Source organism: Acinetobacter sp. AOR41_HL, from assembly GCF_027854645.1.
Lineage (GTDB): Bacteria > Pseudomonadota > Gammaproteobacteria > Pseudomonadales > Moraxellaceae > Acinetobacter > Acinetobacter nosocomialis.
The window spans coordinates 119,176-142,628 of the sequence record NZ_JAKTHZ010000009.1; the positions used below are offsets into that span (position 1 = coordinate 119,176).

The 23,453-nt window shown below is 36.1% G+C and carries 22 protein-coding genes; 6 read left to right on the plus strand and 16 right to left on the minus strand.

The annotated features are described in order from the left end of the window. Window positions 1-96 precede the first annotated feature (96 nt). From MKL35_RS02080 to tviB, 8 genes are read right to left on the minus strand one after another with little or no spacing between them, the layout of a single operon-like run. Entirely contained in the window at window positions 97-1,182 is a 1,086-nt protein-coding gene (locus MKL35_RS02080; protein ID WP_270912704.1) for a glycosyltransferase, read from the minus strand. Then, window positions 1,176-2,303 (minus strand): non-hydrolyzing UDP-N-acetylglucosamine 2-epimerase, encoded by a 1,128-nt coding sequence (gene wecB / locus MKL35_RS02085; RefSeq protein WP_270912705.1) that lies wholly within the window; start codon window positions 2,301-2,303, stop codon window positions 1,176-1,178. Before wecB ends, MKL35_RS02080 begins: the two co-directional genes overlap by 7 nt. Beyond that, complete coding sequence (locus tag MKL35_RS02090) at window positions 2,300-3,562, minus strand: flippase (RefSeq protein WP_270912707.1); 1,263 nt, start codon at window positions 3,560-3,562, stop codon at window positions 2,300-2,302. The genes wecB and MKL35_RS02090 overlap by 4 nt, the downstream gene beginning before the upstream one ends. Window positions 3,563-3,605: 43 nt before the next feature. Beyond that, window positions 3,606-4,172, minus strand: coding sequence for a dTDP-4-dehydrorhamnose 3,5-epimerase (gene rfbC / locus MKL35_RS02095; protein WP_270912709.1), 567 nt, complete (start codon window positions 4,170-4,172; stop codon window positions 3,606-3,608). Window positions 4,173-4,229: 57 nt separating this feature from the next. Next, window positions 4,230-5,123: a glucose-1-phosphate thymidylyltransferase RfbA gene (rfbA, locus tag MKL35_RS02100; protein ID WP_270912711.1), complete on the minus strand. Its 894-nt coding sequence runs from the start codon at window positions 5,121-5,123 to the stop codon at window positions 4,230-4,232. Then, the gene (gene rfbD, locus MKL35_RS02105) at window positions 5,123-6,028 is read right to left on the minus strand and encodes a dTDP-4-dehydrorhamnose reductase (protein WP_017482356.1); all 906 of its coding nucleotides are present in this window, start codon (window positions 6,026-6,028) and stop codon (window positions 5,123-5,125) included. Before rfbD ends, rfbA begins: the two co-directional genes overlap by 1 nt. Before the next feature lie 16 nt (window positions 6,029-6,044). Beyond that, the gene (gene rfbB / locus MKL35_RS02110; protein WP_017482357.1) at window positions 6,045-7,121 is read right to left on the minus strand and encodes a dTDP-glucose 4,6-dehydratase; all 1,077 of its coding nucleotides are present in this window, start codon (window positions 7,119-7,121) and stop codon (window positions 6,045-6,047) included. A gap of 22 nt (window positions 7,122-7,143) precedes the next feature. Next, window positions 7,144-8,421, minus strand: coding sequence for a Vi polysaccharide biosynthesis UDP-N-acetylglucosamine C-6 dehydrogenase TviB (tviB, locus tag MKL35_RS02115; protein ID WP_270912712.1), 1,278 nt, complete (start codon window positions 8,419-8,421; stop codon window positions 7,144-7,146). Between the two features lie 162 nt (window positions 8,422-8,583). On the opposite strand from tviB, the gene MKL35_RS02120 reads away from it, so the two are divergent. From MKL35_RS02120 to MKL35_RS02140, 5 genes are all read left to right on the plus strand, one after another. Continuing rightward, window positions 8,584-9,726, plus strand: coding sequence for a polysaccharide biosynthesis/export family protein (locus MKL35_RS02120; protein WP_270912713.1), 1,143 nt, complete (start codon window positions 8,584-8,586; stop codon window positions 9,724-9,726). Between the two features lies 1 nt (window position 9,727). Continuing rightward, window positions 9,728-10,156 (plus strand): low molecular weight protein-tyrosine-phosphatase, encoded by a 429-nt coding sequence (locus MKL35_RS02125; protein ID WP_270912715.1) that lies wholly within the window; start codon window positions 9,728-9,730, stop codon window positions 10,154-10,156. Between the two features lie 21 nt (window positions 10,157-10,177). Further along, complete coding sequence (locus MKL35_RS02130; RefSeq protein ID WP_270912718.1) at window positions 10,178-12,373, plus strand: polysaccharide biosynthesis tyrosine autokinase; 2,196 nt, start codon at window positions 10,178-10,180, stop codon at window positions 12,371-12,373. A 194-nt stretch (window positions 12,374-12,567) separates the two neighbouring features. Continuing rightward, window positions 12,568-13,290 (plus strand): FKBP-type peptidyl-prolyl cis-trans isomerase, encoded by a 723-nt coding sequence (locus MKL35_RS02135; RefSeq protein WP_032011748.1) that lies wholly within the window; start codon window positions 12,568-12,570, stop codon window positions 13,288-13,290. A 49-nt stretch (window positions 13,291-13,339) separates the two neighbouring features. Next, window positions 13,340-14,035, plus strand: coding sequence for an FKBP-type peptidyl-prolyl cis-trans isomerase (locus MKL35_RS02140; protein WP_031952039.1), 696 nt, complete (start codon window positions 13,340-13,342; stop codon window positions 14,033-14,035). A 46-nt stretch (window positions 14,036-14,081) separates the two neighbouring features. On the opposite strand, the gene murJ is transcribed toward MKL35_RS02140, so the two are convergent. After that, the gene (gene murJ / locus MKL35_RS02145; RefSeq protein WP_170832357.1) at window positions 14,082-15,632 is read right to left on the minus strand and encodes a murein biosynthesis integral membrane protein MurJ; all 1,551 of its coding nucleotides are present in this window, start codon (window positions 15,630-15,632) and stop codon (window positions 14,082-14,084) included. A gap of 74 nt (window positions 15,633-15,706) precedes the next feature. Further along, the gene (gene ampD, locus MKL35_RS02150; protein ID WP_004711193.1) at window positions 15,707-16,276 is read right to left on the minus strand and encodes a 1,6-anhydro-N-acetylmuramyl-L-alanine amidase AmpD; all 570 of its coding nucleotides are present in this window, start codon (window positions 16,274-16,276) and stop codon (window positions 15,707-15,709) included. Window positions 16,277-16,447: 171 nt separating this feature from the next. Between ampD and nadC the strand changes: the two genes are divergently transcribed. Next, window positions 16,448-17,293, plus strand: coding sequence for a carboxylating nicotinate-nucleotide diphosphorylase (gene nadC / locus MKL35_RS02155; RefSeq protein WP_148356724.1), 846 nt, complete (start codon window positions 16,448-16,450; stop codon window positions 17,291-17,293). Here nadC and MKL35_RS02160 read toward each other — a convergent pair. The 6 genes from MKL35_RS02160 to MKL35_RS02185 all read right to left on the minus strand — a co-directional run bounded on the left by MKL35_RS02160 (window position 17,290) and on the right by MKL35_RS02185 (window position 23,389). Beyond that, on the minus strand, window positions 17,290-17,457 hold the full coding sequence (locus tag MKL35_RS02160; protein ID WP_000938939.1) for an ABZJ_00068 family colistin stress protein: 168 nt from the start codon (window positions 17,455-17,457) through the stop codon (window positions 17,290-17,292). The genes nadC and MKL35_RS02160 overlap by 4 nt on opposite strands. 405 nt (window positions 17,458-17,862) lie before the next feature. Continuing rightward, entirely contained in the window at window positions 17,863-20,031 is a 2,169-nt protein-coding gene (locus tag MKL35_RS02165) for a phosphocholine-specific phospholipase C (RefSeq protein WP_270912722.1), read from the minus strand. Window positions 20,032-20,051: 20 nt separating this feature from the next. Then, window positions 20,052-20,183, minus strand: coding sequence for a hypothetical protein (locus tag MKL35_RS02170; protein ID WP_255210327.1), 132 nt, complete (start codon window positions 20,181-20,183; stop codon window positions 20,052-20,054). 132 nt (window positions 20,184-20,315) lie between these two features. Further along, a complete protein-coding gene (gene rph / locus MKL35_RS02175; RefSeq protein ID WP_001217232.1) occupies window positions 20,316-21,032 on the minus strand; it encodes a ribonuclease PH in 717 nt (238 codons plus the stop codon). A 158-nt stretch (window positions 21,033-21,190) separates the two neighbouring features. Then, entirely contained in the window at window positions 21,191-22,333 is a 1,143-nt protein-coding gene (locus tag MKL35_RS02180) for a fatty acid desaturase family protein (RefSeq protein ID WP_080754091.1), read from the minus strand. Between the two features lie 30 nt (window positions 22,334-22,363). After that, complete coding sequence (locus tag MKL35_RS02185) at window positions 22,364-23,389, minus strand: ferredoxin reductase (RefSeq protein ID WP_270912723.1); 1,026 nt, start codon at window positions 23,387-23,389, stop codon at window positions 22,364-22,366. Between the last annotated feature and the right edge of the window lie 64 nt (window positions 23,390-23,453).

The window sequence follows — 23,453 nt, forward strand, 5'->3', positions numbered from 1 at the left end:
TCTATAGGTAAGCTTAGCTTACCCGTAAAATAACTAATAGTCTATAATTCAAAAAGATATAAATCTTTTCCTTAAGTAAATAAAATTTAAATAACTTTAAAATCTCATAATTTTTTCCAACTCTAACCGCAAATTAAAATTATTAGCAGTTCGTATCTGCTCAACAATTTGAATATTTTTTATACTCTTGCAACTCGATAAATGAGAGTCAACTAGATCTTCTAACTTGAGATATTCATAACCATAGTCAGAGAAATCTCCTATCTCAGAGGAGAGAACAATTGGTTTAATACCGTAATTTAAATATTCAACTATTTTGGTGGGACAAGCTACTCTATTTACCACTATATCATCTCTAAGAATAAAGCCATAATGACATTTTTTATAATAAGATTCTAGTTCTTCTGGTTTAACAGACTTAACTATAACTTTATTAGAATTAATACCATATTCCGATATTCTTTTACAAAATCTATCCAATTCGCCTGTTAAAATTGTAAATTTTACATCTTTAGATAAATTTTTTCTTATTGAGTTGAGCATTAAGTCAATATTTTGCCATACCTGCATATTACCACTATAAATAATTTCTACTTTATCAGTGATAATATTTAACTCATCTATGTTACATTTTTTAACATGACTAGGTAGTATTGCATATACAATATATTTACAAGAACTATTTGGATATTTTTTTTGATAATATTTTTTCATTTGGTTTGTTACTGCTATACAAATATTTACTTTTTTAAATAAAATTTTCTCTATAACTGAGAAAATAGCAGCATATTTCATTTTATTTTGTAACTTCAACTCTTCTGGTACAGCCCCATGTAAGTCTAAAATATAAAACTTACGAATAAAATTTATAAATAAAATTAAATTTAAAGCGTTATAAATTGATTGTATATATACCAATGAACAGCCTTTAAAAAGTTTAAAAATATAGAGAAAATGCAAGAAAAAATTACAGCTAACTTCAGTTCTTAAACCATGCTTTATAACTTTCTTTTTAAAATTTCTAAAAAGACTTGTACTTAAATATACTCTTTCCTCATTTAAATAATATTGATCGATATTTTCAACACGTTGAAAAAAACCATCTCTATATTCCTCAGGAGACTGTGGATATTTACTTAAAAATAGAATCACTTCACTAATCTCTTTATTAGTACTCAACATAAGTATTTTACTATTCTTGCACAAGCTCTACCATCACCATAAGGATTATGAGCTTTAGCCATTTTCTCATATTCGATTTTACTATCAATTAATTTTTGTGCTTCTTTGATTAATATATTTTTATCTGTTCCAACCAACCTAACTGTCTCAGCCTCGACTGCTTCCGGTCGTTCTGTTGTATCTCTCATAACTAAAACAGGCTTACCTAAAGAAGGCGCCTCTTCTTGAATACCACCACTATCAGTAATAATAAAATATGACTCATTCATCATATAAATAAATTCTTCGTACTGAAGTGGATCAATCAAATATACATTCGTCAAATCAGAAAGAATCTCGTTTACTGGTTTTTGCACATTTGGATTTAAATGTACTGGATAAACAATATCAATATCTGGATTGTTCTTTGCTAACTCTTTTAATCCTTCACAAATATTGATGAAGCCTTGACCAAAATTTTCACGTCTATGCCCAGTGACCAAAATAATTTTTCTTTCTTCATCTAGCTGATATTGTTTAGAAATTTTAGATTTTATTTTTTCTTTTAGTGTCGGTTGATTTTCAATTCGCTGTAAAACATACATTAAAGCATCTATAACCGTATTACCAGTAACATAGATATCTTGCTGTTTTTTTCCTTCTTTTAAGAGGTTTTCTTCACTTTGCTGAGTTGGAGCAAAATGGTAATTGGCTAAAATACCTGTTAACTGCCTATTGCCTTCTTCTGGCCAAGGCGAATAAATATCATTTGTTCTTAAGCCTGCTTCTACATGCCCTACTTTAATCTTTGCATAAAAGGCCGCTAAGCTAGCAGATAAAGTAGTAGTTGTATCGCCATGTACCAAAACAACATCTGGTTCGAAATCATTTAATACAGATTTCATTCCTATTAATACATTTGAAGTAATATCATATAAATCTTGCCCAGGTTTCATAATATTTAAATCATAATCTGGCTTTATATCAAATATTTCTAATACTTGGTCTAACATTTGTCTATGTTGAGCGGTTACACATACTTTAGTTTCAAAATTATTAGTATCTTTTTGAAACTCTTTCACTAAAGGCGCCATTTTAATAGCTTCAGGACGTGTTCCAAACACAATTAATATTTTTTTCATAATTTCAACCTAAAAATAAGTCCTAACATAGATAATGTTAAAAGAATTTCACCAAATATCATTGAAAATAATATACCATCAATCATAAAGTGAGGAATTAGAACAATATTCAATATTACTGTAGCTGAGGCAGCAGCTACAAATGAATATGTGTACACTTTATCTTTCCTCATTGCGGTTAGATATTGAATACCAATAATATTATTAATTACACCAAAAAATAACCAAATCATCATTACAGCCAAAACATAGCTATAATTAATAAACTCTATTCCATAGATTAAATTAACGATAGGCTTAGATAATAAAGCAACTATTAAACTCAGTATTAATGCAATTCCACCCACTATAGTAAATATTTTTTTAATATATGGCTTTGCTAGATTCTCTTGATTAACTTTAGTGCAACTTATTGGATATAGAGCCTGGGTCACAGGTGTAAATAATCCAACTATAGCTCTAAAAAGCTTTTCAGATGCTGAATAATAACCAACAATAGTATTATTTGATACAAAAGATAAGATAATTGTACCTGAAGAAGTCAATAAATTACTTAGTGCAGAGGTTAAAAATAAGTGCACTCCACCTTTTAAATGGGAGGTCACCACATTAAATTTTTGTACACTAAATTTAATATTAAATTTTTTATAGATTAAATATAAAGAGTAACCACCTGCCAATATTGCGCCTAAAGAGGTCAATAAAGGTACTAAATAATAATCAGAAGCTTGTTTTACAAATATAAAAATTGCTATTGCGAATAGAGTCTTAGTTACTATATTAATTATTGTAATATATTTCATTTTTTCTACCCCCTGAAAAAACCATATAGGGAATAGGACCTGACCTAATACTGTTCCAAAAGTTAAAAAATAGAGTTCTGGATCTGAACTAAACTTATCAAAAAAAGAAACCAATACTATAAGTATTACAAAGGATATAGCTAAAAGAAAAAATTTAACAATCATTACACTACTAAAAATCTCATTTAACTTCTCATTATTTTCTTTATGTACTGCCACCTCTCTCGTTGCTGTAAAATTAAAACCATAATCAGTTAATACTATAAAATAACTAATTATGGCTGTTGCAAAAGCTAATGTACCAAACTTTTCTGCACCCAATATACGTACAAGATAAGGTAAAGTAAGTAATGGTAAAATATAGTTAAGCCCCTGTAATGTTGCTAGTGAAATAAAGTTCCCTAGAAATCTTTTATTTTCAGGGTTAGCTATCAATTTATTTAACTTAGCAAACAATTTACAGGCTCTTTTAGAATATATAAATAAATTTAATGATTAATTAATCAAATAACTTTGCATCTTCTAACTTCGATGCAACTTTATCTTTATCACTTACTAAAACTTGACCAATATTATTTATAGGCCAATCAATTGCGATAGATGGATCATTCCAAACAATCGCTCCTTCACTTTCTTTATTATAATAGTTCGTAGTTTTATATAAAAATTGTGTATTATCTTCTAAAGCAACAAAACCATGTGCAAATCCAGCTGGAATCCAAAATTGTTTATGATTTTCCCCAGTTAGTTCAATACCAACCCATTGACCAAAAGTTGGAGAACTTTTGCGAATATCAACAGCAACATCCCAAGCTTTACCCTGTACAACTCGAACTAACTTACCTTGCGCATATGGGTTAAGCTGATAATGCAATCCTCTTAAAACACCTTTTTGAGATAAAGAATGATTGTCTTGAACGAATTGAGGAATATCTAATCCACGTTCGTCTAACGCTTCCTCAAAAGCTTTTTGGTTAAAACTTTCCATAAACCAGCCACGGTCATCACCAAAAACTTTAGGCTCTAAAATTAAAAGACCCTGAATCTTTGTTTCAATTACATTCATTCTTTTATCTCTATACTTTGAAATATTTACAATTCACTATAAGTTACTACGAGAACATTAATTTTTTTGATGTTCAGCATGTAATTTAAATAAATATTGACCATAGCCTGTTTTCTTAAAGAAGTTTGCACGTTTAAGAAGTTGCTCTTCATCAATCCAACTATTGTTAAATGCAATTTCTTCTAAACAAGCAATTTTTAAACCTTGACGATGCTCTACAGTTTGAACAAACTGACTCGCTTCAAGCAATGAATCATGCGTACCTGTATCTAACCATGCAAATCCACGCCCTAACAACTCAACATTCAACTCTTCTTGTTGGAGATAAACATTATTTACGTCGGTAATTTCTAACTCACCTCGATGTGAAGGTTTAATATTTTTCGCAATATCAACTACTTTATTGTCATAGAAATAAAGACCTGTAACAGCATAATGTGATTTTGGATGTTCAGGCTTTTCTTCAATACTTAAAGCTTTTCCATTTTCATCAAAATCAACAACTCCGAAACGCTCTGGATCATTTACATAATAACCAAATACAGTTGCACCAGTCGTTTTTTCAGTTGCTCGCTTTAGCTGAGTTCCGAAACTTTGGCCATAGAAAATGTTATCACCTAGAATTAAGCAAACATTATCTTCACCTATAAATTCTTCACCCAAGATAAATGCCTGAGCTAAACCATCAGGAGATGGCTGTATTTTATAAGAAAGCTTTAAACCAATTTCTTCACCAGTACCTAAAAGCTTTTCATAATTAGGTAGGTCTTCAGGAGTAGAAATAATTAAAATCTCGTTAATTCCTGCCAACATCAATACAGACAATGGATAATAAATCATTGGCTTATCATAAATTGGCAATAATTGTTTTGATGTACCCATTGTGATTGGGTATAAACGAGTTCCTGAACCACCAGCAAGAATAATACCTTTACGTTTTACTTGGCTCATTAAATAATTTCCTCTAAAACTTGTGCTACACCTAACTTCCAATTCGGTAGGTGTATTTTAAAATTTGCTTGTAGTTTATTTGTATTTAAACGGGAATTTAAAGGTCGTTTAGCTGGAGTAGGGTATGCAGTCGTTTCAATTGCATTTACTTTTTGAATTGCTAAAGATTGTCCTTTTTGTTTAGCTAGCTCAAAAACAAATTGCGCATAGTCGAACCACGAGCATTCACCAGCAGCAGCCAAATGATAATGCCCTAATAAATCTTTTTGTTGCTGAGCACCCAGTAATGAATAATACTTTAATGCTTGTGCTGTCACATCCGCAATAAGAGCAGCCCCTGTCGGCGCACCAATCTGGTCATGAATAATACTTAGCTCTTCACGATTTGACGCTAATTTCAACATCGTTTTTATAAAGTTATTACCATGTGAACCATAGACCCAACATGTTCTGAAGTTGATAAAAGCACAGCTACTTTGCTCAAGTGCAATTTCACCCAGACGCTTCGTATTTCCATACAAATTTACTGGATCCGTTAAGTCACTCTCAGACCATGCTTTTGTTCCTTCACCATTGAAAACATAATCCGTTGAATAATGAACGAGTAAAATATGATGAATCTGACAAAGTTCAGCTAGATTTTTGACAGCGAGATGATTAATTAAATCAGCATTTTCTTGATCTGATTCAGCTTTATCAACCGCGGTATATGCAGCTGCATTTACAATTATATTTGGCTGAACTTTTTCAATAGTCTGTTTAATTTGATCAAAATTAGCCAAATCACCACTTAAACCATCTAAACTTGTAGAACGATCAAGTGCAATCACTTCACCAAGCGGTTGCAGAGCACGCTGTAACTCCCAACCGACTTGTCCATTTTTTCCGAGCAATAATATTTTCATGGTTACCACTCAAAAATTAGGCTTTTTTTGCCTGATATTGTTGTTGTACCCAGTTTTTATATTCACCGCTTTGTACGTTTTCAACCCATTCTTGGTTGTTTAAGTACCATTCAACAGTTTTACGCAGGCCTGTTTCAAAACTTTCTTCTGGCACCCAACCTAAATCTTCTTTAATTTTCGTTGCATCAATTGCATAGCGCAGGTCATGACCAGGGCGATCTTTAACATAAGTAATTAAATCAGCATAATGGGCCACGCCTTCAGGTTTATTTGGCGCAAGCTCTTCGAGCAACTGGCAAATTGATTTTACAACATCAATATTTTTTTGTTCATTATGACCGCCAATATTATAAGTTTCACCCACTGTAGCTTCAGTAACAACTTTATAAAGTGCACGCGCATGATCTTCAACATATAGCCAATCACGAATTTGGTCACCTTTACCATAAATTGGTAAAGCTTTCCCTTTTAATGCATTCAATATCACTAAAGGAATTAATTTTTCTGGGAAGTGATATGGACCATAGTTATTAGAACAATTCGTAATTACTACTGGCAAACCATAAGTACGATTCCAAGCACGTACTAGATGATCTGAACTCGCCTTACTTGCAGAATATGGAGAACTTGGCGCATAAGATGTCGTTTCATGAAATAAATCATCTGTCCCTTCAAGATCACCATACACTTCATCGGTTGAGATATGATGAAAACGAAACGCTGTTTTTTTATCGTCACTTAAATTATTCCAATAATGACGTGCAGCTTCTAATAATTGATATGTGCCAATAATGTTGGTTTCAATGAATGCAGCAGACCCCGTAATTGATCGATCTACGTGTGATTCTGCTGCTAAATGCATAACTAAGTCTGGCTGAAACTCTTTAAATAAAACATCCAAGGCTTTACGGTCACAGATATCAGTTTGAGAAAATTGATATCTTGAATTTTGGTCAACTTCTTTAAGTGATTCTAGATTTCCTGCATATGTCAATTTATCAACATTAAGAACATCATTATTAGTATTTTTGATAATATGACGAACAACAGCAGAACCAATAAAACCTGCTCCACCTGTAACTAAAATTTTCATAAAATTCCTATGTTAGTAATCTTTACAGTCGAATATCACTTTGTTCTTTATTTAAAACATATTTTAAATCGTATAAAACATGTTTTTCTTTGCCTAACGAAACAAGTTCCTGTGTAGACATTTTTTTAAACTGGTCATGTGCAACCGCAATTACGATAGCGTCATACCGACCTTGTTTTAATTCCATAATTGGAGCTAACCCATACTCTGCTTCAACCTCAGCACTATCTACCCAAGGATCATAGATATCAAGATCTAAATCGTATTCTTTTAGTGCTTTAACCATATCTACAATCTTGGTGTTACGGATATCTGGACAGTTTTCTTTAAAACTTAAACCTAAAATTAATATACGTGCCCCGACAACTTGGATACGTTTCTTTACCATTTCTTTGATCAATTGGGTTGCAACGTATTCTCCCATACGATCATTTAAACGACGAGCTGCTAAAATTATCTCAGGATGTAAACCAATTGACTCTGCTTTATGCGTTAAGTAGTACGGATCAACACCAATACAGTGCCCACCGACCAAACCTGGCCTAAAATTTAAAAAATTCCATTTTGTGCCTGCTGCTTTAAGTACATCTTCAGTATCAATACCCATTTTATTAAAAATAAGAGCCAATTCATTGATCAATGCAATGTTGACATCTCTTTGTGTATTTTCGATGACTTTTGCAGCCTCTGCCACTTTAATAGTTGGTGCTTTGTGTGTACCTACTTCAATAATCAAGTTATAAACTTGATCAACATAATCAGCTACTAATGGTGTTGAACCTGATGTAATTTTTAAGATATTAGTGACACGTCGTTGTTTATCACCAGGGTTAATACGCTCTGGGCTGTAACCTACAAAAAAATCTTGATTGAACTTTAAACCTGAATATTTTTCTAATTCAGGAATACACACCTCTTCTGTAGCACCTGGATAAACTGTTGATTCATAAACGACAATATCGCCTTTTTTTAAAACTTCCGCAATACTTTGCGATGCTTTTATAAGAGGAGTCAAATCTGGTTGTTTAAAGTTATCTATTGGTGTCGGCACTGTTACAATAAAGAAGTTTGAATCCTGTAAGTCTTGAATATGTGCTGTATACGACAAATGCTGTACGTATTTTAACTCATCGGAAGTGACTTCTAATGTATGGTCATATCCGTTTTTTAATTCCAATATCCGATTTTCATTTATATCAAATCCGATTGTAGGTTTATGTTTACCAAATTCAACTGCCAAAGGTAATCCAACATACCCTAAGCCGATAACTGCTATTTTTAGTTGTTCAAGTTGAAACATATATAAAACCTAACCATTTAATTTTAAATGGAGAAACATCATGGATACGACCTACTACGTTAATATAGCAGACTTTAAACAAAATTTTCTCGAAATATACAATCACTGCTCGGCAAATAAAGTATGATTTGGGTTAATTATAGACTACAATCCAATGTCTTCATGCAAAGTATCATTGGATTACAAACAATAAAGGGTTTGAATGTGAAGCATCAAAGCACATTATTATTTTTAGCCATTTCACTTTCGTTTACAGGATGTGCAGTCACCTCAGGCTTACAAACTTACGACCTACCAGAACAAGGTACTTTTAAAACAGAACAAGGAGCAGAAGTTTCTGTCGTTCAACTCACCCAAAATAATATTCCAAAAATTAGTTCTGAGGCTTTGCGTCCACAAGGAAATATAAGCGCCTTATTTAATACTCCTTTTTATCAATATCGCTTAAGTCCTGGAGATGTATTATCTATTCAACTTTGGGCTTATCCTGAAATTACTCCTCCGATTCAAGGTGCCTCTACTGATATCAAAGCATTTGGATATCCTATTGATTCTACAGGGAATGTACAACTACCACTTGTAGGTCAGGTTCATATTGCTGGGAAAACACTGGCTGAAACCAATAAATATTTACGAAGTCAATTTGCTAAATATTTAAAAACACCTGATGTTGTAGTTCGAGTATTGTCATACCAAGCTAAGCGCTATTTTGTTAATGGTCAGGTTATGAAAAGTGGACAATATACTTTAGATGATCAACCAATTAGTATCTATACAGCCCTAAGTATGGCGGGCGGTGTAAATCAAGAGTCCGGTGACAATACTGACATACAACTCATTCGTAATGGTGAAGTTTATAATTTAAATATTGTTGCACTTGAGAAACAGGGGTATTCACTACACAAGTTATTAGTTCAACCTAATGATACAATCTATGTAAATACTAAACAAAATCAAAAACTCTATGTTATGGGTGAGTCTAATAAAAGTTCAGCAATTCCATTACGAGATCAGGGAATGACCTTAAGTGATGTATTGGGCGAGAGTGAAGGTGTTAATCCATACTCGGCAAGTGCAGCTCGTATTTATGTCATGCGTACAGATTTACAAACAAAAAAATCAACAATTTATCAGCTCAATTTGAGTAGTATTGGTAACCTTGCATTATCTAATCAATTCCAAATGCAAAAAAATGATATTGTTTATATTGATGCAACTGGTTTAACACGTTGGCAACGTATTATGAACCAGATTGTACCATTCTCAAGTGCACTTTATACCTTTGATCAATTAGGTAAAAACTAGAATGCAGTTACAAAATATCTTAGTAGTCTGTGTAGGTAATATTTGCCGCAGTCCAATGGCAGAATACTTTTTAAAGGCCCAACATCCTACGTTAAATATCTCATCTGCTGGTATTTCAGCCCTAGTAGGTCATACTGCAGATGACAAAGCGATTCATTGTATGGATCAATTCAATATTGATATGAGACCACACGTGGCTCGTCAGCTCAGTGCTGAATTGATTAAACAAAATGATTTGATTTTAGTAATGAGCAATAATCAGCAAAAGCATATTGAACAAACTTGGCCATTTGCTAAGGGTAAAATTTTTAGGCTTGGCCATTGGCAGGGACAAAATATACCTGACCCCTATCAGCATGACCAAGCTTTTTTTGATCAGACTTGCCGCAACATTCAAAGCTATGTGCAAGATTGGCGCACTCAATTATAATTGTATATTAGTTGTAAATTTATGAACCAAAACTCTAAAACTAGCGAAGATAGCATCGATTTAAAAGAGTTATTCTTTTCATTGATTGCACAGTGGAAAATCATAGCATGCTGCGTGGTCTTAAGTTTAATTTGTGCCTTGCTATACTTACGGATAACACCAGATACTTATTCTGTAGATGCAATGGTACAAGTTGAGGACAGTAAAGGCGCTGCCTCTGCTGCTTTGCTTGGTGACCTTTCTAAAGTTAGTGGAGGTCTATCTCAAAAATCACCAGCTGATCCAGAAATAGAGATTCTTCGTTCTAGAATGGTTTTAGGACAAGTCATCCGGAACCTTAATCTTGATATTAACGTCAAAGATAACCAATCAGGATTGATCGATAAGTTAATTTCACAAGATAAGAGTAGACTTGAGTATCGTCATGAATCTATACTGTACAATAATCAAAATAATAATTTGATTATACGAGAACTTAAAGTACCTGAATATTATTTAGATAAACCCTTAAAGTTAGAGTTCAAAGGTGCACATCAATTTACTTTAACGTACAAAGATCAAGTTGTATTTAATGGTCAATTAAACAAGAAAAATATACTAAATACAGATAGAGGTCTTTGGCAGGTACAACTTAATGCTCAAGGTAATCTGAAAGAACAAAGCTACAGTTTAACTAAGCTAGCTCTCCCAACAGCTGTTAAAAATTTTAATGATATCTATAGTGTTGCTGAAAAAGGTAAATTGACTGGTGTTATTGGTTTGAATTATCTAGGCCAAGATCCTGAGCACATTACACAAGTACTTAATAATGTTTTAAATGTTTATCATCAACAAAATATTGAGAGAAAGTCGTTAGAAACAAAACAGACTTTAGCTTTCCTTGAAAAACAATTACCAGACCTTAGAAAACAGTTAGAAGATTCTGAGATCAAATTTAACCAGTTCCGTGAAAAGTACAAAACGGTAGATGTTAATGCTGAATCTGAATTATTACTTAAACAAAATATTGATTTAGAAAAGCTTAAAATTGAATTACAACAGAAACAAGCTGAGCTTTCTGCTAAATATACTAATGATCATCCATTAATCTTGCAAATTGATGCACAAATTACAGAGATTAATAAAAAGATTGCTGATCTTAATAATCGTTTAACTCAACTTCCTGAGACCCAACGTTTATATTTACAACTATATCGTGATGTAAAGGTCAATACTGAGCTATATACATCATTACTCAACTCATACCAGCAACTCAAAATCGCTAATGCGGGTGAGATTGGTAATGTTCGTATTATTGATACTGCTGTAGAACCTGTTAAGCCTATTAAACCTAAAAAATTGATTGTTCTAATACTTTCTATTTTTGTTGGTGGTTTTATTGGTGTATTAATTGCATTATTACGCAATATGATGCGTAGTGGAGTTAATGATTCAACTCAAATTGAAAATGAATTAGATCTGCCAGTTTATGCGACCGTACCTCGTTCTCCTATTCAAGAGACTCGTATGAGTATTTTGAAAAAGAAAAAGAGTATTCCTATTTTAGCAGTTAAAAGTAGTGATGATATTGCGATTGAAAGTTTACGTAGTATTCGTACTGCCATTCACTTCGCTTTAACCTCAGCAAAAAATAATATTATTATGATTGCCGGCCCATCTCCAGAAGTTGGTAAATCTTTTATTTCAACGAACTTAGCAACTATTTTTGCACAAGGAAATAAACGCGTATTATTGATTGATGCTGATATGCGCCGTGGTTATATGCATAAATACTTCGATGTTGACGTAAAACCTGGTCTTTCTGAATTACTAAGTGGCCAAGCTGACTTGACACAAGTTTTACATAAAACGCAAGTTGCGAATCTCGACGTGATTACCCGTGGTAAGAGTCCAACGAATCCTTCAGAAATGTTGAGCTCTACACAGTTCAAAGACTTACTAGAGAAGTTCCAAACGCAATATGACCATATCATTATTGATACTCCACCAGTGCTTGCGGTAACTGACGGCATTATTATTTCTCAATACACTGGTGTGAACTTAATTGTTGCTCGTTATGCTAAGTCTCACATGAAAGAGCTTGAATTAACAGTTAATCGCTTTGAACAAGCTGGTGTTAAAGTGAATGGCTTTATTCTTAACGATATTCAACGCTCTAGTGGCGGTGGTTATGGCTATAACTACGCTTATGCCTATAAAGCACAAAAAGAAGATTAATTAAAAGTTTTCTTAAAAAGCCGGGTCAAATGATCCGGTTTTTTATTTGATTTTTTAAGTTTCGCCAAATTAAAACTAACTAAAATATATAAAAAAACCACTCGTTTTTTTTGTTAAACATTCTATGCTTAAGTCGAAGCATGCTAAGATCGAAGCAGCCTTTTAGACTCAAATGATTATTTTTGGAACCTTTTATGAGTAAAGCCTTACCCATTGCTGTCGCTGTAGTTTTAGGCGGTGCTGCACTTGTACCTGTATATTATGCAACTCAACATCCGACCACAGAAGTCGGACGTAAAGCAGACAAAAATGCTTCTCCAATTCAAAAAATCAGTTATGTTCTTGGTTATGAAGTTGCGCAACAAACTCCTCCAGAATTGGACACTAAGGCCTTTGTTCAAGGGATCCATGATGCTCGTGGCAAGCAACCAAGTGCTTATACTCAAGAAGATTTAAAAGCAGCTGTTGCAGCTTATGAAAAAGAGTTACAACAAAAAATGCAGCATCAAGATAAACCAGAGCACGAGGGTACAGCCTCTGAATCTGCAGACGCACAGTTCCTTGCAGAAAACAAAACTAAAGCTGGAGTAAAAACTACAGCATCAGGCTTGCAATATATCATTACGAAAGAAGGTACTGGTAAACAGCCAACAGCTCAGTCAGTTGTTAAAGTACATTATGAAGGTCGTTTAATTAACGGTCAGGTTTTTGATAGTTCTTATAAGCGTGGTCAGCCAGTTGAGTTCCCTCTTAATCAGGTCATTCCAGGTTGGACTGAAGGTCTTCAACTCATGAAAGAAGGCGGAAAAGCGACTTTCTTTATCCCATCAAACCTTGCATACGGTCCACAAGAACTTCCAGGGATCCCAGCAAACAGTACACTGATTTTTGATGTTGAACTCATTTCAGTGAAATAATAACAATCTAGGAGAGTCATTATACTCTCCTGTTTTTTTGGAAAATGGCATGAAAAAAATCAGTTTGGTTATTGCTGCATCAACAATGAGTTTATCTGTTATTGCCGCGACACCTGTAACAAATAAAAGCCCAGCAAAAGATCAGTTTAGTTATAGTTATGGCTATTTAATGGGTCGTAATAATACTGATGCATTAACAGATTTAAATCTTGATATCTTTTATCAAGGCCTTCAAGAAGGTGCACAGAAAAAAACTGCACGCCTGACAGACGAAGAAATGGCTAAAGCAATTAATGAGTATAAGAAAACTTTGGAAGCTAAACAGCTCGTTGAGTTTCAAAAACTAGGGCAACAAAATGCTCAGGCTGGTGCTGCTTTTCTCGCTGAAAATGCGAAGAAATCTGGTGTGATTACAACTAAATCGGGTTTGCAATATCAGGTATTAAAAGAAGGCTCTGGTAAAATACCTAAAGCTACTTCTCGCGTAAAAGTCAACTATGAAGGTCGTTTACTTGACGGGACTGTTTTTGATAGCTCAATTGCACGCAATCATCCTGTAGATTTCCAATTAAATCAGGTTATTGCCGGCTGGACAGAAGGCTTACAAACAATGAAAGAAGGTGGTAAAACCCGTTTCTTCATTCCAGCTAAACTTGCTTATGGTGAAGTAGGTGCTGGTGATAGTATCGGTCCAAATAGTACGTTAATTTTTGATATTGAATTGCTACAAGTTTTGCCAAAGTAATCCTCTAAAATATAAAAAAAGCGATCTAAATTGATCGCTTTTTATTTTAGTGTTTTAAATCTCTTGGTCTAAAGCCACTAATCAATAAGCCAATTAAGTAAGCGATTACGCCTACTACGCATAGACCTGCGACCTCAGCAATGCGGATCCATTGAGAAAGCTCGCCGTTATACCAATTTAACCCAAACCAAAGCGCTGCGATCATGGCAAGGTTTGCCAATCCATATTGAAGAATCAGTTTTTTCCAATGTGAGCCGAATCGAAAAATATTACGCTTATGTAGATAGAAGTAGAGCAAACCAGCATTTACCAAAGCTGAACCAGAAGATGCCAACGCAAGCGCCATATGTTCAGCCTGCCAATGGATGAGTTTAAAGAATCCAATAAATACAACGTTTAAAATAGCATTTGCGGCAACAGACATTAAACCCACACGAACTGGTGTTTTAGTATCTTGCTGAGCATAGAAACCTGGTGCAAATACCTTAATTAACATAAAGGAAATTACACCAGCACTCATACATTGCAATGCAAGTGCAGTCATTTGAGTATCATGTAGGTCAAACTCACCACGTTGGAATAGAGCCTGAATAATCGGTGTAGAAAGCATAAATAAAGCAATACTTGCTGGTAATCCCACCAATACAATAACTTTTGCTGCCCAGTCGATCATACCGCGGAACTTTTCTTGATCTTGCTCAGCATGGCGTGCTGAAAGCGAAGGTAAAATCACTGTACCAATCGCAACACCAATTAAACCTAAAGGTAGTTCTGTCATACGCTCAGCACTATAGAGCCAAGATACCGAACCATCTTGCATGAAAGATGCCCAAATTGTATTTAACAACAGGTTAATCTGAGTTACAGATACGCCAAATAATGCAGGAAGCATTAATTTTAAAATACGTTCTACACCCTCGTGTTTAAAATCAACTTTAGGCGGAATTAGGAGGTTTTTACGCCATAACTCAGGAATTTGTACAGCTAACTGTAAAATACCCGCTGCTACAACTGACCATCCTAATGCTTTAATTGGCTCAGCCATATATGGCGTAAGCCACCATGCACCAGCAATCATTGCTACATTGAGCAATACAGGTGAAAAAGCTGGGGAAGCAAAAGAACCATAACTGTTTAAGATACTGCTAGCAAAAGCAGTCAATGACATAAACATTAAATATGGAATAGTCAGACGGAACATACTGACTGCTAAATCGAACTTTTCAGGGTCATTATGGAAGCCCGGCGCATACATATAGATGATTGCTGGTGCTAACACCATAGCCACAAAAGTGAGTAAGGTCATGACCGTGAGTAAGCAACCAAATACCCGACTAATCAGGATTTGAACTTCAGCATGTGCTCGGCCTGTTTTATATTCGGTTAGTACCGGAATAAAAGCCTGAGAAAAAGCTCCTTCGGCAAACAATCGTCGAAAGAAATTAGGAATACGAAAAGCCACAACGAAGGTATCGAAATCTTTACCCGCACCAAACACGTTGAGCAATACGACATCTCGTACCAACCCCAACACACGTGACAACATCGTCATCGCACTGACAATAAAAGTCGATCGCCATAATGCCATCGTACTCACCTAAAGCTATATATTCGAAAGTCGCTATTGTAATGAAACTAGAAAATCTTTTCGTTGTGAAATGATGAATGAACTCAAGTTTTTTTCTGTGTTAACAGTTGTCTAAAATGCTGCCATTTAAAATAAGGTCCTGGATCGGTTTTTCGGCCCGGTGCAATGTCTGAATGCCCTGCAATATGATTCTTAATTTCAGGGTAAGCTTGGCGAATGGCCCTAACCACATCTGTTAGTACGTCGTACTGTATCTCTTCAAAAGGTAAATCATCACTTCCTTCAAGCTCAATACCAATTGAATAATCATTGCATTCAACTTTGGCTAAATAGCTCGAACGCCCTGCGTGCCAAGCACGATCATTAAAATTAACAAACTGTAGGACCTCACCTGTTCGTAAGATTAACAGGTGCGTAGAGACCTGCATACCTTCAATAGTCTGAAAATAGGGATGTACGGACCAATCTAACTTATTTTGGAAAAACTGCTCAATGTATCCGCCTCCAAATTGAGAAGGTGGCAAGCTAATATTATGAACCACAATCATTTGAATTTCGGTACCAGCCGGACGCTGGTTAAAATTTGGAGAAGGAACTTGTCTCGCCCCTTTTAACTGCCCATCTATAACTTCATACGGTGTGATTTGCTTCATTGAGATGCCAATAAATTGCTTGCCAATTGTTTTAGTTTAAAACAGTTATATGCTTTTCAGAGTAGTCAGTACGATTGTTTATCGCGATTAAACGAATAAAACAGCTTATTTTTAAAGTCGACAGTGCTAATATATCGCAAGTTTTAGGGTCATCGACAAAATGGAAACCGTATGAGCATACCTCAGTCTTTGCTTGAACAGTCAATTCAAATCAATATTCAACAAGCATTACAAGAAGATATTGGGGACGGCGACATTACCGCTATGCTCACACCTGAAGATGAGCAGGCCACTGCAACCATTATTAGCCGTGAAGATATGGTTTTAGCTGGACAGCCATGGGTTAATGCACTCATCTCAGCTTATGACAACACTGTACAGGTGATTTGGTTAAAACAAGAAGGTGACCATGTTGCTGCAAATGAAGCCTTTTTAAAGCTTGCTGGTTCTGCACGTAGCTTACTAACTGTAGAGCGCCCTGCTCTAAACTTTATTCAAACATTATCGGCTGTGGCTACAAAAACTGCTGAATATGTTCAACATCTTGAAGGTTTAAATACAAAACTTCTCGATACACGTAAAACTTTACCGGGCCTACGTATTGCACAAAAATATGCCGTAACCGTCGGCGGCGGACAAAATCACCGCCTCGGTTTATTTGATGCATTCTTAATTAAAGAAAACCATATTATGGCAGCAGGCGGTATTGCCCAAGCGATTGCAAAAGCACACCAAATTGCGCCAGGCAAACCTGTTGAAGTCGAAGTTGAAACTTGGGATGAGCTAAACCAAGCGCTTGAAGCAGGTGCGGACATTGTCATGCTCGACAACTTTAGCCAACAACAAATGATTGATGCTGTAAAACACGTGGCGGGTCGCTGTAAACTCGAAGCTTCGGGCAATATCACTATTGAAAACTTACGCGAAGTAGCGACTACTGGTGTCGACTATATTTCTATGGGCGTATTGACTAAAGACGTCAAAGCCGTTGATTTATCAATGCGTTTTAATGCTTAAATAAAATCAGCATCATTATTGGTATTTTTTTGCGACTTGGTCATGTCTGCTGCTTGTGTTTTTTGCCATGCTGACTGAGTCGCTTGTGCCCCACTATCCCGTGGGTCGGCAGCCATTAAAACAAAAGTAACTACTGCTAATAATACAATAAAACCTTGTAGCATAAATTTTCCCCATTACTTTTAAAAATTTAGGGTTTCAAGGTAAAAGATAAATATGACCAGGCTTAGGAGATTCTGTTACAAAAGGTAAGTCTTTATTTTTATTATTCATCTACATAATAAGATATTACTTCCCTTCATTTATATTTCCCAACATTAGATTGTGCGAGATGTCATCTACAACCTGCCCAAAATCTATGAATATATTGTTTTTGCAATAAATCAGATATATGCAGGAAGAGAACAGGTTTTGTAGATGACAAATGCATTTGGTTACTTTGGGCGAAACCAAAGTAACGAATTAGCTACTTCCACTGGATGAATAAATGATAAGACTCCGTCGTGCTAGCTAATTTAAAATATGATTAACTTAAGACTTCATCTTAATCATTCATCCATTAGAGCAACTTAAGACTCTAAATAACCCATATATGGATCAGAAATTGAATCTTCTTGAGTTTCTATACGTCCTGCAAAACGGCGACTAAAAGTTGCATCATCAGCTAATGACACCGTAAAGTCATACCAACCACCAAATTCAGACATATCCCAAACCAATTCTTTTTCGGAACTGTTGGTTTCTATATTCCATGTTTTATTTGGTAGATAAGCATTTGCTTTGACTGTGAGCTTAACTGACTTACTGCCATCATGACGCACTTTTAAATACAAATTCGCATCACACTCTTCCACACATACTCTAATTTCCGGTAAAGCTTGAGTTTGGTTAACTTGGCTCAAATTACCTTTAAACGCACGGTGGAAACCATTTGGTCCGAGTACCCATAAATCATACTGCCCATTTGTAGCATTCCATACATCATCGAGCTGTTTACCCGCTTCAACCATATAACGGCGTGGAATTGACGTTAGGTCCAATCGGTTATACACATGGAAAACGGCTGCCTGTTTACCCGTATTAGAGAACATCAATTTAACTGTTTTTTGAGTGGCATCAACTTTGGCACTGGTGTGCAAAATATATGGCAAAGCACGTGATGGTCGAATCCCCATTTCCTGCTGCGGAAATTGCTGCTGGCTCGGAACAGGAACTTGTGGCAATAAAGCTTGAGCAACACGAATCGCATCGGCTTCGGCTTTAGTTTTCTTTCCGTCTAGTTCAGCAACAGGCAAAAGATTCGGTGTTTTAAAATTAAATGCTGTCGTTAAATCACCACATACAGCACGGCGGTATGGGCTAATATTCGGCTCTTGCACACCAAAGCGTTTTTCCAAGAACTGTAAAATAGAAGTATGGTCAAAGACTTGAGAATTTACCCATCCTCCACGGCTCCATGGTGAAATCACGTACATTGGAACACGTACACCCGGACCATACACTCGACCATCTGGCTTAGGTTGAGATTTCGAAGTCGCTACTGCTGGATGGTTAAAGTACTCATAAGATACTTGCTGATCCGTTAAAGTGGTTTTTCCATATACAACACCATTTGCATCTTTAGACGGTGCACTTGGTGAAGGAATATGGTCAAAGAAACCGTCATTTTCATCGAAGTTCACCAATAAAACGGTTTGACTCCACAACTCAGCATTTTCAGTTAACGCATTTAATACTTCCTGAATATACCAAGCGCCTTGCACAGGACTAGATGGCCCTGGATGTTCACTGTAAGTTGCAGGAGCAACTAACCAACTCATTTGCGGTAATTTACCTTGCGCAATATCAGCTTTAAAAGTTCCTAGAAAACCACCGTCCGGCATGGTATTGGCAATACCTTTATAAAGTGGTTGAGTAGCATCGATTTTTTCATCATATGCTGGACAAGTGAGGGTATCGTTACTGACTGGTTGACCAGATTGCTCATTTGCACGGCGATACTGTTTGAAACCAGCTAAAGGGTTGTCGGTAAAGTTATCCGGCATGTTTTGATAAACTTTCCATGTCACGCCAGCTTGCTGTAAACGCTCAGGATAAGTCGTCCATTCATAACCTTCTGTTGATGGTCCAATGCCATCAAATTCGTTGACCACACTCGCAACACCTGCCCCTGTAGGTCCATTGGTTCCCGTCCAAATAAATTTACGGTTCGGGTTAGTTCCCGCGTGCATAGCACAGTGGTACGCGTCACAAATCGTAAAAGCATTTGCTAAGGCAAATTGATATTCAACTTCTTGCTTTTTGTAATAGCCCATCGACTGCGGTTTTTTATATGCTACCCAATCACTCATACGACCATTGTCCCAAGCAGCTTGGCCATCAGACCATGAGTGAGGTGTACCTGAAACACGCTGAGCATTTCCTAAACGGCTATCTAAATGGTATGGCAGTACTTTATTTTTGTTAGCATCGTATTGTTCCCACACCTTGCGGCTTTCTGTCATAGGAATGGTAAAACGGTCACCAAAACCACGTACACCTTTTAATGTTCCGAAATAATTATCGAAAGAACGGTTTTCCTGAGTCAAAATCACGATGTGTTTAACATCTTGAATAGTTCCACTTTCAACTTTCGCATCAATAGCCAGCGCTTTTTGAATACTTAGCGGAAAACTTGCCAGAGCAGCTGTCCCAAACATAGTTTTTGTAGAATTTAAAAGAAATTCGCGACGATTCATTTTTTCATCCTTAATTTTTATTATGGTGCACAGTGCATTTTGCAATTGCTGGTTGGTGGTGTTGGCGATGAATTATCTGAGTTGTTGTCATCGTTACAAGCACTGAGCATAAGCGCTAAAGATGTAATTAATAAAAGTGAAAATTTTCGCATTGATTTTTTCCAAACGGTTTAAATGCGAACTACTAATAAAGTGAAAAGGTGACAGACAAGTGATGTTTTTATGTCGATTTGATGAAGGCATAAAAAACGCATCCGAAGATGCGTTTTTTAGATAACTTGAAATTACCAGCCTAAAGCTTCTTGTTGCTTTTTAATCAGCTCGGCAATTCCTTTTTCAGCCATTTCTAACATGGCATTGCTTTGAGCACGGGTAAACGGTTTGTCTTCCGCTGTACCTTGAATTTCAATAAACTCGCCAGCTTGTGTCATTACTACGTTTAAGTCAGTTTGACAGTTCGAGTCTTCTTCATAGCAAAGATCAAGCAATACTTCGTCTTGATACATACCTACAGAAATTGCAGCAACTAAGCCTTTAAGGGGATCTTGCTTAATTTTTTTCTGTGCAAGTAAAACATTCATTGCATCAACCAATGCTACAGCAGCACCAGTGATTGAAGCAGTACGTGTACCGCCATCTGCCTGAATGACATCACAGTCGATGGTAATGGTATTTTCACCCAGCTTTTTCAAATCAACCATCGCACGTAAGCTACGGCCAATGAGACGTTGGATCTCTTGAGTACGACCAGTTTGTTTACCACGAGCAGCCTCACGGTCACAACGAGAGTGTGTTGAACGCGGTAACATGCCATATTCTGCTGTTACCCAGCCTTGACCTTGGCCTTTTAAAAAGCGTGGCACTGAGTTATCAATGCTTGCAGTACAAAGGACTTTGGTGTGACCAAATTCGACCAGCACAGAACCTTCAGCATAACGGGTGTAGTTTCGTGTAATTTTCACTTCACGTAATTGGTCTAATGCACGTTGGTCAATACGCATAATCCTTCCTAAATTCTCTTAAATACAAACTTGGGCATAGTATAGCAAAGGATTTTGACAGGTTGAGTTTATTCCCTACTTTCAAATGTAAGTCTGCACTTTTCATGACTTAAAAATAAAAATAGCCCCTTTTTAGGAGCTATTTATTGGTCTATCGATTAGGCAAATTTGAATTTTGCTTTTAATTTTTCTAATGTCTGCATCACTTTTGCAGTTGTATGGTTTGGTAATGAGCATTTTGCTAAACGCACCCATACACTCCAGAACTGGCGCATAAAGTTCGCTTCGTTGTAGTTAATGCCATATTCTGCACAAAGTGCCTTAATTTTCGGTGCTACTTCTTTATAGCGATTAGCTGGCATATCTGGAAATAAATGGTGTTCAATTTGATGGCTTAAGTTACCACTCATAAAATGCAGCCATTCTGTACCACTAAAATTACTTGATCCACGAATCTGGCGTAAATACCACTCTGCCTTGGTTTCAGTGTCGGTATTATCCGGCTCAAACGTTTCTGCATCTTCAGTAAAATGACCATTAAAAATTACAGCTGATGACCATAAGTTACGAATAATATTGGCAACTACATTTCCCGCAAAAACCGGTAAAAACATAGGGCCAGAGATCACAGGGAAAAATACATAGTCTTTTAAAACTTGGCGTGTGGCTTTTTTACGGACTTTAGCAGAATCTTTCCAAACCTGTTTCCAGCTCTTGGTTTTATAAACTAATGCATCTTCAAGGTGTAAGTTTTGTACACCTACATACCATTCAAAGAAAAACATTAACTGTAGACCGAGTGGAATATTAAACAGGTGACGAGGTTCCCACTTCTGTTGATCACTTACTCGTAAAATTCCATATCCGACATCGTGGTCTTTACCGACAATATTGGTGTAGGTGTGGTGTACATAGTTGTGTGTTTCACGCCAGTCATCACCAGAGGCAATGGTATCCCAATCATAGGTATTACCATTCAGACTTGGCTCATTTAACCAGTCAAACTGACCGTGCATAACGTTATGACCAAGTTCCATGTTTTCTACAATTTTAGAAATACCCAGTAAACCTGTACCCAATAACCAGACAGGTGGAATCCAGCCACCAAACATCAACATGCCACGTGATGCGATTTCGGTATAGCGAACAAAGTTACGGACTTTGTAGATATATTTTGCATCTTGCTCACCAAGACTTTTCATAACATCTTGTCGAATCTGTTCAACACGGCGGCCAAATTCTTCAGTTTGTTCCGGTGTTAAATGAGCAGATTTAGAAACAGTAGAAAATTCTAATGCCATATTCATAGGGTTAATCCTCTGTAATTCTTTTTATAGATCAATCGTGACTGGGCTTAATGCCTGGCTCACGCATAGTTTAATTGGACGATTTGGTTGGTCTTCAATTTCGCCTGTTAACAGGTTTTGAGTGACCCCGCTCACTTTGGTACAACTGCATTTATTACAAACACCCATACGGCAGCCATGTTGCGGACGTAGTCCCGCCTGCTCTGCACTGCTCAGTAAATTTGTTTCAGCTAAAAATTCGTGTTGAACACGGCGGAAAATAACAGGCTGTGCTGCATGTGTACCAGTTACTTGAAGTGGTTGGAAATATTCTTGATGGAGCTGAGACTGAGCACCTTTTTGCGCATAAATTTCATTCGCCTGCTGCATCATGCCGTGTTGTCCACATATATAGGTCGCAGTCTGCGCAAAATCTGGAACCAGCTTTTGCAGTAAGCTTTCCGTTAAATGTTGTTTTTGCTCGCTGGTATTAAAAAAATGATACTGAAGCTGTGGATGCTGTTCTGCTAAAGCTTTTAATTCGGCATGAAAAATTTCCGCACGATTAAAATAAATGACATGGATTTGTTCAAGCTGCTGTTTTAAAGCTTGCTGCAAGAGTGAATAAATTGCAGTAATACCACTTCCTGATGCAATTAAAATTGCAGGCTGCTGACCTTCATGCAAAGTAAAATTACCTTGTGGCTGTGAAATCTCAACACACTCGCCCACATGTAACAGTTGAGCTGCACGAGACACCAAGCCTTGTACTTTAATACCTAAAGTGATTTCACCTTGAGTGGTTACTTCAATAATCGAATAGCTACGTTGTTGATAAACGCCATCGATAAGCAACGTCAATAGAATACTTTGTCCCGCACAAACCTGATCGAAATTAAAATTACGATTTGGTTTAAGTCTAATGAGCACCATATCGGTATGAAGCGGCTGAACAGCGGTAACTTCTGCAAGTACCCTTTTCCAAGCCCAAGTCGCGTTAATTTTCTGCAAAACAAAATCAACGAAATCTTCTCGGACCCAATGTGGTTGATAGTTAAGTGTTGCGTTCATACGTTCCTCTTTTGTTTCTGGCTATTTATTTGAGTGAACACATGTTCGTATAGTGAACATATGT